This window comes from Burkholderia sp. GW821-FHT14F03, from assembly GCF_058803765.1.
Genome location: NZ_JBXAPG010000035.1, coordinates 62,805 through 79,707, shown reverse-complemented (window position 1 = coordinate 79,707; position 16,903 = coordinate 62,805). Strand labels below are relative to the sequence as shown.

Below are 16,903 nucleotides of genomic sequence, written 5' to 3'. Positions count from 1 at the left end.
CGCAGTGGACGCAGCTGGCGTTGAGATCGATACAGCCGGCGAAACCATCCAGGCGGGCAAGGTGCCCCACTGTCCTGAGCCATTCACGACAACGTGCGAGGCGCTCAGTGGACGCAGCTGGCGTTGAGATCGATACAGCCGGCGAAACCATCCAGGCGGGCAAGGTGCCCCACTGTCCCGAGTCATTCACGACAACGTGCGAGGCGCTCGGCGCACGCAGCCGGCGATTGAGATCGATGCAGGCAGCGAGAACACCCAGGCGAGCAAGGTGGCCTACTGTGTTGAGCTATTCACGACAGCGTGCGAGGCACTCGGCGTACGCAGCCGGCGATTGAGATCGATGCAGGCAGCGCGAATACCCAGGCGGGCACGATATCCCACTGCCCCAAGCCATTCACGACAGCGCTTGGCGCGCCCAGCGCCCGCCGCCCGCGAGCGCACTCGACGAGGGCAGCGAGAACACCCGGGCGAACACCGCACCCACTGCCCAAGCGATTCACGACAACGCGTGGAACACCCAGTACAAGCCGCCCGCGAGCGCGATCGATGCCGGCAGCGTCAGCACCCAGGCGAGCACGAGGCTGCGCACGGTGCCCCACTGCAACCCCGAGCCGTTCGCCGCCATCGTGCCGGCGACGCCCGACGACAGCACGTGCGTGGTCGACACCGGCAGCCCGTACACGTCGGCCGCGCCGATCGTCAGCATGGCGACCAACTCGGCCGACGCACCCTGTCCGTAGGTCAGGTGCTGCTTGCCGATCTTCTCGCCGACCGTCACCACGATCCGCTTCCAGCCGACCATCGTGCCGAGGCCGAGCGCGATCGCCACGGCCACCTTGACCCAGGTCGGGATGAATTTCGTCGCGTGATCGAGCTGCCCGCGGTAATTGTCGATCGCCTTGCGGTCCTCGGGCGCGAACGCCGGCTGGCCCGCTTTCTCCATCAGGCGGATCGCCTCCGACACCAGGTACATCGTATTGCGCACGTTGTCCGCCTCGCCTTGCGGCACGGCAGCGATCGAGCCCGTCGCGCCGACCGACGTCGCGAGCGAATCGGACAGCTGCCGCACGGCGGTCACCGTCGTGGGCGTCAGCCGGCGCGATTGCACATAGGCTTCGGTCTCCGCGCGCGGGTGAGCCGACGGCGCGGCGCCGTTCTCATACTTCGCGAACGTGGCGGACGCCTGGCGCGTGACGGCGATGAAGGTCTGCGTCTCGGCGGGCGTAACCGCCTTGTTGAGCGCATACGCGGTCGGCACGGTGCCGATCAGGATCAGCATGATGAGGCCCATGCCTTTCTGGCCGTCGTTCGAGCCGTGCGCGAACGACACGCCGGTGCAGGTCAGGATCAGCAGGCAGCGGATCCAGAACGGCGGCGGCTGGTCCTTGGGTGGTTCCTGGTACAGGGCGGGGACCCGCACGAGCGTTTTCAGCACCAGCAGCAGCAGGCCGGCGAACAGGAAGCCGACGATCGGCGAGAGCAGCAGCGACTTGCCGACGCCGAGCGCCTGGCCCCAGTCGACGCCGCTCGTGCCCGAGGGCCCGCGCAGCAACTGGTTCATCAGCCCGACGCCGATGATCGAACCGATCAGCGTATGCGAGCTGGACGACGGCAAGCCGAAGTACCAGGTCGCGAGGTTCCACAGGATCGCGGCGATCAGCAGCGCGAACACCATCGCAAAGCCTGCGCTGTTGCCGACCTGGAGGATCAGCTCGACCGGCAGCAATTGGAGGATGCCGAACGCGACTGCGCCGCTCGACACCATCACGCCGAGGAAATTCCAGAGGCCGGACCACACGACCGCGACGTTGGGCGTCAGCGAGTGGGTGTAGATCACGGTCGCGACGGCATTGGCCGTATCGTGAAAGCCGTTGACGAACTCGAAGCCGAGCGCGATCAGCAGCGCGATGCCGAGCAGCAGGTACGGGAAGATCGAGTGCTCGCGGATCGGCGACAGGTCCGACACCAGGTGCATCAATACATAGACCGCACCGGCCGCGAGCACGACGACGAAAAGGGCGAGGCCGGCGTGACGCGTGCGATCGAGGTCGACCCCGGATGCCGGGGACAGAGGCTGATTCATGACGGCCTTGGGACGAGTGGGATGAACCGATCCTAGCGTTCGCCGTCTGGCAGTTTTATGACACGCGACAAGATGGCCGCGATTGGCGACGCACAGGCGGGAACCCGCGCGCGCCGAGCGCTATTCATGCTGATTTTGTGCCGATTCCCGTGACTTTCTTTCATGTCGAAAGGGCTTGTCTGCACAATGCGCCGGCATCAGCGGGCGCCGGCGGGCGCCGCCCGGGCGAAGCGCCGCGCGCCCGCCACGCAGGCCACCACGGCCACGGTCACGCCGATCATCGCGAGCGGCACGGGCTCATGCAGCAGCCAGGCCGCGAGCAGCAGGCCGAAGAACGGCTGCAGCAGCTGCAGCTGCCCGACTCCCGCGATGCCGCCCTGCGCGAGCCCGCGATACCAGAACACGAAACCGATCAGCATGCTGAACAGCGACACGTAGGCCAGCCCCCACAGCGCGGCGGGGCCGACATGCTCGAACGACGTGGGCCAATACCACAGCATCAGCGGAACCATCACCGGCAGCGACAGCACGAGCGCCCACGAAATCACCTGCCAGCCGCCGAGCCGGCGCGACAGATGCGCGCCTTCCGCGTAGCCGAGGCCGCAGACGACGATCGCGGCCAGCATCAGCAGGTCGCCCACGGGCGATGCATCGAGGCCGTTGCGCAACGCGTAGGCCGCGACCACGGCGCTGCCCGCGAGCGAGAACAGCCAGAATGCACGCTGCGGATGTTCGCCGCCGCGCAGCACGCCGAAGACGGCGGTCGCGAGCGGCAGCAGGCCGATGAAGACGATCGCGTGCGCGGACGTCACGTGCCGCAGCGCGAGCGCCGTCAGCAGCGGAAACCCGACGACGACGCCGAGCGCGACGATCGCGAGCGGCACGAGGTCGCGACGCGCGGGACGCGCTTCGCGAAACGCGAGCAACAGCGCGAGCCCCAGCGCGCCGGCGATCGTCGCGCGCGCAACGGTCAGGAACACCGGGTCGAGTCCTTGCACCGCGATGCGGGTCGCGGGCAGCGAACCACTGAAAATCACCACCCCCAGCAGGCCGTTCAGCCAGCCGCTCGTCGTCTTGTCCATGCCCAGGCTCCTGTATCGAAGCAGCAGCATCCCATGTCGGGGCGATCGGAGTAAGCTACGGATCAGTACAATTCGAGCAAACTGTACTTATTCAGGAGCAGTACGGATGACGGAGACGGACAAGGACGCGCGTGCGCCGGGCAGCCGGGTCGAGCGCGTGATGAGCACGTTGCGCGAGCGTATCGCGAGCCGCGCGCTGGCGCCGGGCGCGCGCGTGCCGTCGATTCGCGCGATGGCGGAGGGCGTGGGCGTATCGAAGTCGACGGTGGTCGAGGCATACGATCGCCTCGTCGCGGAAGGGACGCTCGCCGCGCGGCGCGGCTCGGGATTCTTCGTGTCCGGCCACGCGCCGCCGTTCGTGCTCGCGGATCTCGGTCCGAGCCTTGATCGCGAGGTGGATCCGCTGTGGCTTACGCGGCAGTCGCTCGAGGTCGGCGCGGGCGGCCTGCGGCCCGGCTGCGGCTGGCTGCCGTCGGACTGGCTGCCCGCCGACGGCGTGCGCCGCGCGCTGCGCGCCGTCGCGCGGGATCCAGTGGCCCAGCTGACCGACTATGCGGTGCCGCGCGGCCTGCCGGCGCTGCGCCAGCAATTGTCATGGCGGCTCGCGCAATACGGCGTCGAAGCGCCGCCCGAACAGATCGTGCTGACGGACGGCGGCACGCACGCGCTCGACCTGCTGTGCCGCTTCCTGCTCGAACCGGGCGACACGGTGCTGGTCGACGACCCGTGCTACTTCAATTTCCCGGCATTGTTGCGCACGCATCGGTTGAAGATCGTCAGCGTGCCCTACACGGCGACCGGCCCCGATCTCGCGCGCTTCGAGCAGGTGCTCGCCGAATATCGGCCGCGCGTCTACGTGACCAATGCCGCGCTCCACAATCCGACCGGCGCGACGCTCGCGCCCGCGGTCGCGCACCGCGTGCTGACGCTCGCGGCCGAACACGATCTGCTGATCGTCGAGGACGACATCTTCGCGGATTTCGAGGCCGAGCCCGCGCCGCGGCTCGCGGCGTTCGACGGCCTGGCGCGGGTGGTGTCGATCGGCAGCTTCTCGAAGACGCTGTCGGCCTCGGTGCGTTGCGGCTACATCGCCGCGCGCGCGGAATGGATCGAGCCGCTGATCGACCTGAAGCTCGCGACCGCGTTCGGCAACAGCGAACTCGCCTCGGCGGTCGTGCAGCGGATGCTGGTCGACGGCACCTATCGCCGGCATCTCGACGGCCTGCGCACCCGCCTCGCCGATGCGATGAGCCGCGTGGGACGCCGCCTGACCTCGGCCGGGCTCGAGATCGTGGTGCGGCCGCGCGGCGGCATGTTCCTGTGGATGCGGCTGCCCGACGGTCTCGACGCGGCGCGGGTGGCGCGTCATGCGCTCGACGACGGCGTTGTGTTCGCGCCGGGCAACGTGTTCAGCGTCACGCAGTCGGCGGCGGACTGCTTGCGTTTCAACGTGTCGCAATGCGACCGGCCCAAGGTGTACGACGCGTTGCGGCGCGGGATCGACCGGTGCGTGAAGGAGGCGGCGCAGGCGGACGCATGAGTCAGCGGCGGATGGACCCGGGCGGGACCGCCGCGAGATCGAGGTAGCTGAACGCCGAGCGGGCGCGCGCGACGTCGTCGAGGTCGACGAGCACGTCGACGACGGCCTCGCGGTCCTCGGGCGCAGCCGCGATGCATGAGCCGTCGGGCGCCGCGACCAGGCTCGCGCCGCTGAACGCATAGCGTTCGCCTGCGCCGACCCGGTTCGCCATCGCGACGAACAGCTGGTTCTCCAGCGCGCGGACGGGGATCATCTGCCGATGAATCGAGCCGTGCGGATGCATCATGCCGTCGAGGATGAGGATCAGATGCGCGCCCTGACGCGCGAGCGCGCGCGCGGTTTCAGGAAATTCCAGATCGAAGCAGATCAGCAGGCCGAGCGGGATGCCGCGCCAGGTGCAGACGGGAAACGCGTCGCCCGCGTCGAACACGCCGAGATCCGATTCATAGAGATGGGTCTTGCGGTAGTGCAGACGGATCTCGCCTTGCTCGTCGATCAGCAGTGCGGTGTTGAAGCAACGCGCGCCGTCGCGTTCCGCGCAGCCGATCGCGACGGCGACCCGGGCCGCGTGCGCGGCGTCGCGCACCGCGCGGATCGACGCGCCGTCGACGGGTTCCGCCAGCAGGCCGACGTTGTCCGGAGTGGGAAAGCCTTGCAGGTAGGTCTCGGAGAACACCACGAGGTCGGTCTGCCCGCGCGCGGCCGCGATGTGCGCCAGCGCTTTGGCGAGATTGTCGCGAAGCGCGCCGTCACGCAGCGAGGACTGGATCAGGCGGAGGCGAAGGGGCTTCATCGGCGGGGCGTCGAGGAGGAGGGCTGGGCCGGCTCGTCGAGCCCGGCGATGATGCGTGCTTCGCGCGACAGATCCAGCGAGCGCGACAGCAGCGCATAGATCCCGCCCGCGGCGACGAGGCCGACCAGCCACGCGACATCGACGCCGCCGAGCTGTTTCGCGAGCGGCCCGACGAATACGTCGCGTCCCGTATCGGCATCGCTGATCGAAAAGAATGGAACCATCGCGGCGAAGCCGAGCAGGTACGCCGCGATGCCGCGCGCCTGCCACGCGCCGTAGATCCCGTGCGGCGTGAAGAAATGCGGGATCGCATAGCGGCCGCGCCGCACGAAGAAGTAGTCGACCAGATTGACCGCAGTCCACGGCACGAGGAAGTACAGCATCAGCACGAGGAACGTGTGCAGCAGCGCGATGCCGTTGCCGCGGATCGTCAGTACGCACAGCAGCACGCCGACGCTGATCGCGGCGATCGCACCGACCCGCGCGCGCCGGGTCGGCCGGATCGGCGTCAGCGAATCGATGCCGGTCAGCACCGTTAGCATCGCGCTGTACAGGTTGAGCGCGATGATCGGCAGAAAGCCCGCGAGCGACACGATCACGATCAGCGGCCCCAGCCCCGGCGCGAGCCCGGCGCCGATCCGATACAGCGCGAGCAGCGCATCGGCCGCGTGCAGTTCCTGCGCGAGCCATGCGCCGAGCCCGATCATCCATGCGCCCGACAGCGACGCGCCGGCGAACACCACGGCGATCAGTTTCGCGCGGCTCGTGTGCTTCGGCAGGTAACGCGAGTAATCGGAGACATAGGGCGCATACGAGATGTTGTAGCTGGCCGCGATCGCGAACTGGGCCGCGAATGCGATGCCGCCGAAGCCCGGCGGGATCGCGCGCGGGCCGTCCGGCAGCGGGGCGTGACCGGTCAGCAGCGCGAGCGTGACGAGCAGATAGAGCGGCAGCGTCGCATACAGCGCCCACCTGAACGCGCGATGCATAAGGTCGTGGCCGTAGATCGCGAGCAGCGCGCCCGCCGCGATCGCGCTGGCCGCCACCGCCGCGCCGTCGAGGCCGAACACGTTGCGCACGCCGTCGACCATCAGCGACACGTTGACGACATTGAAGCCGACGAACACGAACAGGGTTGCCAGCAGCGCGACGATCACGCCGCGATAGCCGAACTGCGCCCGCGACTGGATCATCTGAGGCAGGCCCATTTCCGGCCCCTGCGATCCGTGGAAGGCCATGAACAGCGTGCCGGAGCGCGCCGGCGAGCGCCGTCCAACCGGCCGACAGGCCCATCGACGGACCGACGAAGCCGATCGAGATCGTGAAGAAATGAAAATTGCCGAGGAACCAGAACGGCCCCTGGCTCGCGAGCCGCGCGTGCCGTTCGTGTTCGGGGATGTAGTCGATCGAACGCTGTTCGATCGAGAGGCTCGGTGGCGAGAGGCTCGGTGGCGAGAGGCCCGCTGGCGAGAGGCTCGGTGGCGCATCGGCATGCGCGGCGTGGTCGGAGGTGGGCAACTGGGGCATCGGATCCGCTCCGCGGCGTGAGACGCCGTCGCGCGGCAGTCCGCGCGACGGCATGGAACCAGGACCCGCGCGGCGCGCGGGCGCGCAAGACGACCGCCTGCCTACAGTCCCGCGGTGGTTTGCGGCATCCGGGCCTGCGCGACGCCTGCCGCGTCGGCCTGCTCGACGTCGCCCGTGCGGCGCGCGATCAGCCACACGCACACGGACGACAGGATCGCGGCGGCGGTGTACTGCAACGCGAGCGGCCACCAGGCCGGCGTGCTGTTCTGCGCGATCACGGTCGCGACGAGCGGCGTCAGCCCGCCCGCGAGCGCGCCGCATACCTGGTAGGCGATCGAGATGGCCGTGTAGCGGATGCGCGCGGCGAAGATGCCGCTGACGAAGCCCGCGATCACCGAGTAATAGCCCGATTCGGCGATCGTCGCGAGGCCGACGCCGAGCGTGATCGACAGCGGCGTGCCGACCTGCACGAGCGGCAGCATGATGAACGGCACCACCATCGCCCACGCGCCGGTGATCAGCAGCACCCGCGTCGTGCCGAAGCGCTGTGCGAGGAACGCCGCGCCCAGTTGCACGATGAACTGCAGGACTGCGACCACGGTCATGCATTGCAGCACCATCGAGCGTTCGAGCGACAGGAACTGGGTCGCGTAGCTGATCATGAAAATGTTGCTGAAGTACACACCGGCGATGCCATAGACGTTCGCGCCGATCGCGAGCAGCAGCAGCTTCCAGTGGCGGAAGGCTTCGCGCACCGGATTGGCGGCCGTCTCGCCGCTTTGCCGCACGGCCTCGAACTCCGGCGATTCCGAGACGCTCGCGCGGATCACGAAGCCGACCACCAGCAGCACCGCGCTCGCGAGGAACGGCAGGCGCCAGCCCCAGCTCATCAGGTCGTCCTTCGAGAGCGTGCTGATCGCGCCGAACGCGAGCATCGACAGGATCAGGCCGCTCGCGCTGCCGAGCTGGGCGAACGAGGCGAAGAAGGTGCGCTTGCCGGGCGGCGCGTGCTCGCCGGCGAGCAGCACCGCGCCGCCCCATTCGCCACCGACCGCGATGCCTTGCAGCACGCGCATCAGCACGAGCAGCACGGGGGCGATCACGCCGGCCTGCGCGTAGGTCGGCAGGAGGCCGATCGCGACGGTGGCGAGCGCCATCAGGATCAAGGTCGCGAGCAGCGAGCGCTTGCGGCCGTAGCGGTCGCCGAGATAGCCGAACAGCATGCCGCCGAGCGGCCGCGCGAAGAAGCCGACCGCGAACGAGCCGAACGACGCGAGCAGGCTGACGAAGCGGTTCTCGCCGGGAAAGAACAGCGGGCCGAACACGATCGCCGCGGCGGTCGCGTAGCTGTAGAAGTCGTACCACTCGATCGTGGTGCCGACGAACGAAGCGAGCGCCGCGCGGCGCGGCTGCTTGACGGGCGGTTTCATCCGGGTGTCTCCTCCAGGCTTTTCTTGTCGTGGTCCGGTCAGTCGCGGTAGGCGACGCCGGGCAGCACGCACAGCAATTCGTAGGCGAGGTTCGCGCCGAGCAGCGCGGTCGTGCCGAACGGATCGTAAGGCGGCGCGACTTCGACGAGATCGCAGCCGACGATGTTCAGGCCATGCGCGCCGCGCACGATCTCGAGCGCCTGCGGCACCGTGAGGCCGGCGATTTCCGGCGTGCCGGTGCCCGGCGCGTAGGCCGGATCGATGCCGTCGATGTCGAAGCTGATGTAGACGGGCGTGTCGCCGATCTGCTCGCGCACCTCGCGCATCAGCGGCGCGAGCGACTGGTTCCAGCAGGCTTCGGCCTGCACCACGCGGAAGCCCTGCTCGCGGCACCAGTCGAAGTCCTCGGCCGCGTAGCCGGTGCCGCGCAGGCCGATCTGCACGACCCGCGAGCATTCGAGCAGGCCTTCCTCGACCGCGCGGCGGAACGGCGTGCCGTGCGCGATCTTCTCGCCCATCATCGTGTCGTTCACGTCGGCGTGCGCATCGACGTGGATCAATGCAACCTTGCCGTGCTTGCGATGGATCGCGCGCAGGATCGGCAGCGCGATCGTGTGGTCGCCGCCGAGCGTGATCGGCTTGCAGTCGTGGCGCAGGATCGCATCGTAGGCGGCCTCGATGCGGGCGATCGAATCGTGCAGGTTGTACGGGTTGATCGCGACGTCGCCGACGTCGGCGATCTGCAGCGAATCGAACGGCGCCGCGCGGGTCGCCATGTTGTACGGGCGCAGCAGCACCGATTCCGCGCGGATCTGGCGCGGCCCGAAGCGCGCGCCGGTGCGGTTCGAGGTGCCGAGGTCGAACGGCACGCCGACGAAGCAGGCGTCGAGACCCTCGGCGCTCTGCACGTGCGGCAGGCGCATCATGGTCGCGATGCCGCCGCTGCGCGGCATCTCGTTGCCGCCGAGCGGCTGGTTGAAGTGATCGGCTGTCATGGGGCGATTCGTATGGGTTCGTTCAGGGGTTGCCGTATCATTCGACGCGGCGTGACGCGTAGTTGTACGCGTTGACGCCTGAAAGAAGAATGCGAAGGTTTCGACGTAAACATCGATGAGAATCGATGTAAGCAACAGGAGGCAGACGTGCTGGGGAATCTATCGACGCTCGACCTGCGGCTGATCAGGGTTTTCCTGGCGGTGGTCGAGGCTGGTGGCGTGACGGCCGCGCAGACCATGCTCAATGTCGGCCAGTCGACCATCAGCGCGCAGCTGTCGACACTCGAGACCCGGCTCGGCTACCGGCTGTGCGAGCGCGGCCGCAGCGGCTTCCGGCTCACGCCGAAGGGGGAGCGCTTCCATGCGATGAGCCGCAAGCTGCTCGCGGCGCTCGATGAGTTCGGCAGCGCCGCGCGGCACATGGACAAGCAGCTGGTCGGCACGCTCAGCATCGGCCTGATCGGCCATACGCCGGTCAGCCAGAACGCGCGGATCGCCGAGGCGATCGCCGCGTTCCGCACGCGCGACGAGGCGGTGCGCTTCTCGATCTCGGTGCGTCCGCCCGGCGATCTCGAGGAGCGGCTGCTGGGCGGCGAGATCCAGATCGCGGTCGGCTATTTCTGGCACCGCGTGCCGGCGCTCGACTACACGCCCTTGTTCGTCGAGCGGCAGGTCGCGTACTGCGGGCGCGGCCATCCGCTGTTCACGCGCGCGGGCGCGCTGACGCCCGCCGACGCGGCGGGCCACGAGTGGGCGTGGCGGACCTACCCGCTGCCCGAGGCGCAGCTGTCGACCTCGCCCGATCGCGTCACGGGCACCGCCGACAACATGGAGGCGGTCGCGCTGCTGATCCTGTCCGGCCATCATCTCGGCTATCTGCCGCAGCACTTCGCGGCGCCGTACGTCGCCCAGGGCCTGCTCGCGGCGCTCAATCCGGACAGCCTGCGCTACGACGTGACGTTCCACATGGTCGTGGCCCGGCAGGCGCGCCAGAACCCGGTGGTGCAGGCGTTCCTCGAGGACCTGGCGCGCGCGCACGACGTGCCCGACGTCGACTGAGCGGCGCGGGGCGCGGGCTCAGGGAATCGGCAGCTCGGCGTCGCGCTTGACCTCGCGCAGCGACAGCGCCGATTCGATCGACGTCACGCCGGGCAGGACGCGCAGCGTGTCGCGCAGGAACATGCCGTAGTCGTCGAGGTCGTGCGCGACGACCTGCAACAGGTAATCCGCCGAGCCGGACACGTTGTGGCAGGACAGGATCCGCGGGATGCCGAGCACCTCGCGCTCGAAGCGGTTCGCGACGGCGCGGTCGTGCACCGCGAAGCGCAGCAGAACGAACGCCACCACGCCGAAGCCGAGCGCCTTGCGCGACAGCTGGCCGCGGTAGCGCTCGATATAGCCGTCGGCTTCGAGCCGCTTGAGCCGGCGCGTGCACGGCGTCTCGCTGAGGCCGACCGCCTCGGCGAGCCGCGCGATCGGGATGCGACCGTCCAGCTGCACCGCGGCGAGGATCGCGCGGTCGATTTTGTCGAGTTCGGGCATGTGGGTGGAAGGTGCTAAAGGTTGGTTGATTCCTAGTGTATTCCACTTTGCAGAAGCAGCCGAATCGCCAATTTAGCCAATAAACCCTCCTGCCGCGGATGCAACATGGAGGCCTTCAGAACCGAGGCCCGATCATGATTTCCGCCCACCTGCTGCTCGTCTACATTGCCGCTGTCGCGGCCATCTATGCGCTGCCGGGACCGGACATGGCGCTGGTGTTGCAGACCAGCATCGGCCGCGGCGCCCGCCCGGGGCTCGCGGCGGCGGCGGGGCTCGGGCTCGCGCGCGGCGTGCACGTGATGCTGTCCGCATGCGGGGTCGCCGCGCTGCTGCGCAGCGCGCCGTGGCTCTACGAGATCGTCCGCTACGGCGGCGCGGCCTACCTGGCCTATGTCGCGCTGCAGATCTTCCGCTCGCCGATGTTCGCGCTGGCCGGCGAGGCCGGTGAGCAGCCGGCCGGCCAGTTGCGCCAGAGCTTCACGAAGGGCCTGCTGACCAATCTGCTGAATCCGAAGGCGCTGCTGTTCTGCTCGGTGCTGCTGCCGCAGTTCGTTGCGCCGGGCGCCGGGCCGGTGTTCGCGCAGATGCTCGAACTGGGCGCGCTGCTCGTGCTGATCGGCGCGTGTTTCGACGTCGCCTGCGTGTTCGGCGCGTCGCGGATCGCCGCGTGGATGCGCCGCCATCCGCTCGCGCAGACCGTGCAGCGCTGGACCTTCTCGGTCGCGCTGCTCGGGTTCGCGCTGCGTCTGTCGCTCGACTGACGGTCGGCGCGCGCGAGGCCGGCCGTATCGACGCAACGAACGGCTGCGACACCCGGCGCGCGCGCAAATAAAATCCCCGCGCAGGCTGCACGCGATCACAGCGCGTGCTTTACACTTCTCCCTCCATGCTTCGCGCGCCGTGCCGTCGGCGTTGCGTACCGCATTCGACATTCCGGCCGGAACCGCTTCCGGTCGGCCATGTCCGATTTCCTGGCAGTCCGTGCAACGCGGTAACCAAGGAGGGTCCGAACATGGCAAGACATCTTCACGCCGGCAATGAAACGCAGGTCGCGGCCGAATCCACCTGTCTCGGCGCATGCGATCCCACCGAGACGATACATGTCACGGTGATGTTGCGACGGCAGGAAGAGCAGCATCTCGACACCTTGCTGAAAGGCCTCGCGCGCGGCGATCCGAACGCGAAGCCGGTCACGCGCGAGGCGTTCGCGCAGCGTTTCGGCGCCGCGCCCGCCGACGTCGCGAAACTCGAGGCGTTCGCGCGTGGGCATCAGTTGACCGTGGCGCGGGTCGACCCGGCGCAGAGCGTCGTCGTGCTGGCCGGCACCGTCGCGCAGGTCGAGGCGGCCTTCGGCGTGACGCTGCAACGTTTCGAACACCGCACCATCGGCCAGTACCGCGCCCGCACCGGCGCGATCACGCTGCCCGACGACCTGAGCGATACGGTCACCGCCGTGCTGGGGCTCGACACCCGGCCGGCCGCGCGGCCGCATTTCCGGTTCCGGCCGCCGTTCCAGCCCGCGCTCGGGGGCGCGGCGGTCACCTTCACGCCGCCCCAGCTCGCCGCGCTGTACGACTTCCCGGCCGGCGACGGCGCGGGCCAGTGCATCGCGCTGATCGAACTCGGCGGCGGTTATGCGCCCGACGACATCAACCGGTATTTCAACGGCCTCGGCCTGGCGAAGACGCCGACGCTCGTCGACGTGAACGTCGGCGCCGGACGCAATGCGCCGACCGGCGATCCGAACGGGCCGGACGGCGAGGTCGCGCTCGACATCGAGGTCGCGGGTGCGATCGCGCCCGGCGCGACGATCGCCGTCTATTTCGCGCAGAACAGCGACGCGGGCTTCATCCAGGCGGTCAACCAGGCGGTGCACGACACCGCGAACCGGCCCTCCGTGATCTCGATCAGCTGGGGCGGCCCGGAGGCCGCCTGGTCGTCGCAGTCCCTGCAGGCGTTCAACCGGGTGCTGCAATCGGCGGCCGCGGTCGGCGTGACGGTGTGCGCGGCGTCCGGCGACAGCGGCTCCGACGAAGGCCTGCAGGACGGCGTGAACCACGTCGACTTCCCGGCGTCGAGCCCCTATGCGCTGGCCTGCGGCGGCACCACGCTCCAGGCGCTGCCCGGCCAGGGCATCCGCGCGGAGACCGTGTGGAACGACACGGCGTCGGGCGGCGGCGCGAGCGGCGGCGGCGTGAGCACGGTGTTCGACCTGCCGGCGTGGCAGCAAGGCCTGAGCGTGACGGCGAGCGACGGCGGGCAGACGAGCCCGCTGGCCAAGCGCGGGGTGCCGGACGTGGCGGGCGATGCGTCGCCGCAGACGGGCTACGAGGTCTCGGTGGCGGGCACGGCCGCGGTGATGGGCGGCACGAGCGCGGTCGCGCCGCTGTGGGCGGCGCTGATCGCACGGATCAACGCGGCGGCGGGCAGCGCGGCCGGCTGGCTGAATCCGACGCTGTACGCGAACCCGGGCGCGTTGCGCGACGTCACGCAGGGCAACAACGGCGCATATGCGGCGTCGCTGGGCTGGGACGCGTGCACGGGGCTGGGCAGCCCCGACGGGGCGAAGCTGGCCGCCGCGCTGAAGGGCAAGTCCGCCGCCTAGCGGCGGACGGGCGGAATTGACGAATTCGTTCATGCACCACCAATAGAACCAGAAGGAGCAGCTCGATGAGTATCGATTCGGTATCTTCCGGCGGCGGTTCGTATCCGCTGCAGCACGGCGCGCACAATTCTCACGGCGTGCCGCCCACCATCGACCCGGTGGCGTTGAGCCACGGCCGCGACCAGCCGTTCTTCGATCCGGTCGCCTACGGCAACGGGCCCGACGATTCCGTGACCGACACCACCGAGGGCGAGGCGATCACGCATCACACGCTCGTGGTCGGCGGCCGCCGGATCGCGTATACGGCGACCGCCGGCCATCTGGTCGCGGTCGACCCGAGCAGTTCGCAGCCCGAGGCGAAGCTGTTCTACGTCGCCTTCACGGAGGACGGCCAGACGGAGGAGTCGCGCCCGGTCACGTTCTTCTACAACGGCGGCCCCGGCTCCTCGTCGGTGTTCGTCCTGCTCGGCTCGTTCGCGCCGCGCCGGATCCGCACCTCGATGCCGGGCTTCACGCCGCCCGCGCCTTATCAGATGGAGGACAACCCGGACAGCCTGCTCGACAAGAGCGACCTGGTCTTCATCAATCCGGTCGGCACCGGCTATTCGGCCGCGATCGCGCCGCGCAAGAACCGCGACTTCTGGGGCGTGGACCAGGACGCGGATTCGATCAAGCAGTTCATCAAGCGCTACCTGACGAAGAACAACCGCTGGAATTCGCCGAAATTCCTGTTCGGCGAGTCGTACGGCACGGCGCGCAGCTGCGTGCTCGCGTACCGGCTGCACGAGGACGGCGTCGACCTGAACGGCGTGACGCTGCAATCGTCGATCCTCGATTACAAGCAGGCGGGCAATCCGGCCGGCGCGCTGCCGACCGCGGCGGCCGACGCGTGGTATCACAAGCGGCTCGGCGTGACGCCGACGCCCACCGACCTCGGCGCGTTCGCCGAGGAGGTCGCGCAGTTCGCGCGCGGCGATTACCTCGACGCGCTGCGCAAGTTCCCGCAGACCGACCCGGCCGTGGTCGCCAAGCTGTCCGAATACACGGGCATCGATACGACCACGCTGCTGTCATGGAGTCTCGACGTGGCCGGCTACGACGCGCGCGGCAACTCGGTGTTCCTCACCACGCTGCTGCGCGCGCAGGGCCTGATGCTCGGCTCGTACGACGGCCGCGTGACGGGCATCGAGTCGGGCATCGCGGGCAGGATCGACCCGAACTCCGGCGGCAACGACCCGACGATGACGGCGGTGACGGGCGACTACACGGTGATGTGGAACAGTTACCTGAACGAACAGCTCAAGTACACGACGAATTCCGCGTTCACCGATCTCAACGACCAGGCGTTCGCCAACTGGGATTTCCATCACACCGATCCGACGGGCGCGCAGCAGGGCATCGACGACAAGGGCAACGTGATTCTCTACACGGCGGGCGATCTCGCGGCCGTGATGGCGCTCAACGTCGACCTGAAGGTGCTGTCCGCGAACGGCTTCTACGATTTCGTGACGCCGTTCTACCAGACGGTGCTCGATCTGCAGCAGATGCCGCTCGAGGATCCGTCGGTGCGGGCGAACCTGTCGGCGCGCTTCTATCCGTCGGGCCACATGGTGTACCTGGACGGCGGCTCGCGCACCGCGCTCAAGCACGATCTCGCGCAGATGTACGACTCGGCGGTGCACGACAGCGGGGCGGTGCTGCGGATCCGCGCGCTGCAGGCGAAGCGGCGCGACGCCGCGTGAGCGTGCGCGGCGAGCCGAAGGGCTCGCCGCGCGCGGGATACAAAAAGGCCGACCGGGTGAGGTCGGCCAAAAAGGTCCTGGCCTAATCCGAGGGCCAACGCCAGAACCCGAGAAGCGGTGGCGATGGCGCCCGGCACAGGCCGGGCGCGTCGCTCGATGGTCTCTTCGCTGCCAACCCGGTCGCGCTCGATGTTGAACTCGGCTGCGCGGGGGCAGGGGGGCGGCCGGTCAGCCGCGCAGTCGTTCCGCGATCGCGCGAAAGCCGGCCGCAAAGACGTTTTCGCTGACGCCCGAGGCCACTTCGCGCAGGTCCGCGCCTTCCGTCGTGAAATCCGCCCACCACAAGCCGAAGGTCTGCCCGGTCGCCGTGACGGGAATGAGCCGCACGCCGGCGACGTAGTTGCGCACCGGCAGCGAGGTATCGAAGATCGTGTACTCGAACTCGAATGCCGACGGCTCGAACTTCGTCAGCCGCTCGCGCACGAATTGATGATCCGGCAGCACGAGATAGCGCTCGGCGCCTGTCGTGCGCCCGTCGCCGCCCGATTCGAGACGGCTTTCCAGCACGCCCGGGTGAAACGTGGCCATGCCGTTGAAATCATCGAAGAACGACCAGACGCGCCCGAGCGGCGCGTCGAAAACCTGACTGGCGAATGCGGTGTGCTTCTTCGTCATGCTTTCTCCTCGGTTGAGCGGAGGCGTTCGTGTGCCGCCGCGGATGGCGGGCGGTAACCCGTCCTGATAGCCTTGAAGCGTTGCGTGGTGTCGGTCAGCGCGGTTTCGGCGGGCAGCCGCTCCATTGAGCTGGCGCCGTAGAAACCGTGGCATTCGGGGCACTCGGCCAGCATATAGGCCGCGTCTTCCGGCGAGGCGATCGGGCCGCCGTGGCACAACACGATCACGTCGTCGCGCACGGAGCGCGCGGCGGCCGCCCAGCGCTTGACGAGCGGCACGCAGTCGGCGAGCTGCAGCGCGGTGGTCGCGCCGATCCGGCCGCCCGTCGTCAGGCCGAGGTGCGCGACGATGATGTCGGCGCCCGCCTCGGTCATCGCGATCGCGTCGGCCTCGCTGAATACGTACGGCGTCGTCAGCATGCCCTTGCGGTGCGCGAGGCGGATCATGTCCACCTCGAGCGCGTAGCCCATGCCGGTTTCCTCGAGATTCGCGCGGAAGTTGCCGTCGATCAGGCCGACCGTCGGGAAGTTCTGCACGCCGGCAAAACCGACCCGGCTCACGTCGTCGAGGAATGCGTCGAAGTTGCAGAACGGATCGGTGCCGTTGACGCCGGCGATCACCGGCGTCGACTTGACGACGGGCAGGACCTCGCGCGCCATCTCCATCACGATCTCGTTCGCGTTGCCGTAGGCGAGCAGGCCGGCGAGCGAGCCACGGCCGGCCATCCGGTAGCGGCCCGAGTTGTAGATGACGATCAGGTCGATCCCGCCCGCTTCCTCGCACTTGGCGGATAAACCCGTGCCCGCGCCGCCCCCGATGATGGGCTCGCCGCGCGCGATCATGGCGCGCAGCTGGTGAAGAATGGCGGAGCGGTTCGGCTTGGACATCA

13 protein-coding genes and 1 pseudogene are annotated in these 16,903 nt (G+C 68.8%); 5 read left to right on the top strand and 9 right to left on the bottom strand.

Annotation, left to right across the window (positions count from 1 at the left end; genetic code table 11):
• Nucleotides 1-496: 496 nt before the first annotated feature.
• Together AC1RQF_RS22915 and AC1RQF_RS22910 are read right to left on the bottom strand one after the other, a co-directional pair.
• Nucleotides 497-2,083: an inorganic phosphate transporter gene (locus AC1RQF_RS22915; RefSeq protein ID WP_273997554.1), complete on the bottom strand. Its 1,587-nt coding sequence runs from the start codon at nt 2,081-2,083 to the stop codon at nt 497-499.
• Between the two features lie 197 nt (nt 2,084-2,280).
• Entirely contained in the window at nt 2,281-3,165 is an 885-nt protein-coding gene (locus tag AC1RQF_RS22910; RefSeq protein WP_492873039.1) for a DMT family transporter, read from the bottom strand.
• A gap of 106 nt (nt 3,166-3,271) precedes the next feature.
• On the opposite strand from AC1RQF_RS22910, the gene AC1RQF_RS22905 reads away from it, so the two are divergent.
• The gene (locus AC1RQF_RS22905) at nt 3,272-4,705 is read left to right on the top strand and encodes an aminotransferase-like domain-containing protein (protein ID WP_492873037.1); all 1,434 of its coding nucleotides are present in this window, start codon (nt 3,272-3,274) and stop codon (nt 4,703-4,705) included.
• Nucleotide 4,706: 1 nt separating this feature from the next.
• Here the strand turns inward: AC1RQF_RS22905 and AC1RQF_RS22900 are convergent, their stop codons facing one another.
• From AC1RQF_RS22900 to speB, 4 genes and pseudogenes are all read right to left on the bottom strand, one after another.
• Nucleotides 4,707-5,498, bottom strand: coding sequence for a nitrilase-related carbon-nitrogen hydrolase (locus tag AC1RQF_RS22900; protein ID WP_273997558.1), 792 nt, complete (start codon nt 5,496-5,498; stop codon nt 4,707-4,709).
• Nucleotides 5,495-7,025 (bottom strand): annotated as a pseudogene (locus AC1RQF_RS22895) (purine-cytosine permease family protein). Before AC1RQF_RS22895 ends, AC1RQF_RS22900 begins: the two are co-directional and overlap by 4 nt.
• 101 nt (nt 7,026-7,126) lie before the next feature.
• A complete protein-coding gene (locus AC1RQF_RS22890; protein WP_273997560.1) occupies nt 7,127-8,455 on the bottom strand; it encodes an MFS transporter in 1,329 nt (442 codons plus the stop codon).
• A 38-nt stretch (nt 8,456-8,493) separates the two neighbouring features.
• Nucleotides 8,494-9,450, bottom strand: a complete 957-nt coding sequence (gene speB, locus AC1RQF_RS22885) for an agmatinase (RefSeq protein ID WP_273997561.1) — start codon at nt 9,448-9,450, stop codon at nt 8,494-8,496.
• 147 nt (nt 9,451-9,597) lie between these two features.
• On the opposite strand from speB, the gene AC1RQF_RS22880 reads away from it, so the two are divergent.
• Nucleotides 9,598-10,509, top strand: coding sequence for a LysR family transcriptional regulator (locus tag AC1RQF_RS22880; protein ID WP_492873034.1), 912 nt, complete (start codon nt 9,598-9,600; stop codon nt 10,507-10,509).
• 18 nt (nt 10,510-10,527) lie between these two features.
• Here the strand turns inward: AC1RQF_RS22880 and AC1RQF_RS22875 are convergent, their stop codons facing one another.
• Nucleotides 10,528-10,992: an Lrp/AsnC family transcriptional regulator gene (locus AC1RQF_RS22875; RefSeq protein WP_273997563.1), complete on the bottom strand. Its 465-nt coding sequence runs from the start codon at nt 10,990-10,992 to the stop codon at nt 10,528-10,530.
• A gap of 134 nt (nt 10,993-11,126) precedes the next feature.
• On the opposite strand from AC1RQF_RS22875, the gene AC1RQF_RS22870 reads away from it, so the two are divergent.
• The 3 genes from AC1RQF_RS22870 to AC1RQF_RS22860 all read left to right on the top strand — a co-directional run bounded on the left by AC1RQF_RS22870 (nt 11,127) and on the right by AC1RQF_RS22860 (nt 15,339).
• On the top strand, nt 11,127-11,753 hold the full coding sequence (locus tag AC1RQF_RS22870) for a LysE family translocator (protein ID WP_273997564.1): 627 nt from the start codon (nt 11,127-11,129) through the stop codon (nt 11,751-11,753).
• 251 nt (nt 11,754-12,004) lie between these two features.
• Complete coding sequence (locus tag AC1RQF_RS22865; RefSeq protein WP_492873031.1) at nt 12,005-13,597, top strand: S53 family peptidase; 1,593 nt, start codon at nt 12,005-12,007, stop codon at nt 13,595-13,597.
• Nucleotides 13,598-13,662: 65 nt separating this feature from the next.
• Nucleotides 13,663-15,339, top strand: a complete 1,677-nt coding sequence (locus AC1RQF_RS22860) for a S10 family peptidase (RefSeq protein WP_273997565.1) — start codon at nt 13,663-13,665, stop codon at nt 15,337-15,339.
• A 228-nt stretch (nt 15,340-15,567) separates the two neighbouring features.
• Here AC1RQF_RS22860 and AC1RQF_RS22855 read toward each other — a convergent pair whose 3' ends face one another.
• Nucleotides 15,568-16,014 (bottom strand): SRPBCC family protein, encoded by a 447-nt coding sequence (locus AC1RQF_RS22855; protein ID WP_273997566.1) that lies wholly within the window; start codon nt 16,012-16,014, stop codon nt 15,568-15,570.
• On the bottom strand, nt 16,011-16,901 hold the full coding sequence (locus tag AC1RQF_RS22850) for a phosphoenolpyruvate hydrolase family protein (RefSeq protein ID WP_273997567.1): 891 nt from the start codon (nt 16,899-16,901) through the stop codon (nt 16,011-16,013). Before AC1RQF_RS22850 ends, AC1RQF_RS22855 begins: the two co-directional genes overlap by 4 nt.
• Between the last annotated feature and the right edge of the window lie 2 nt (nt 16,902-16,903).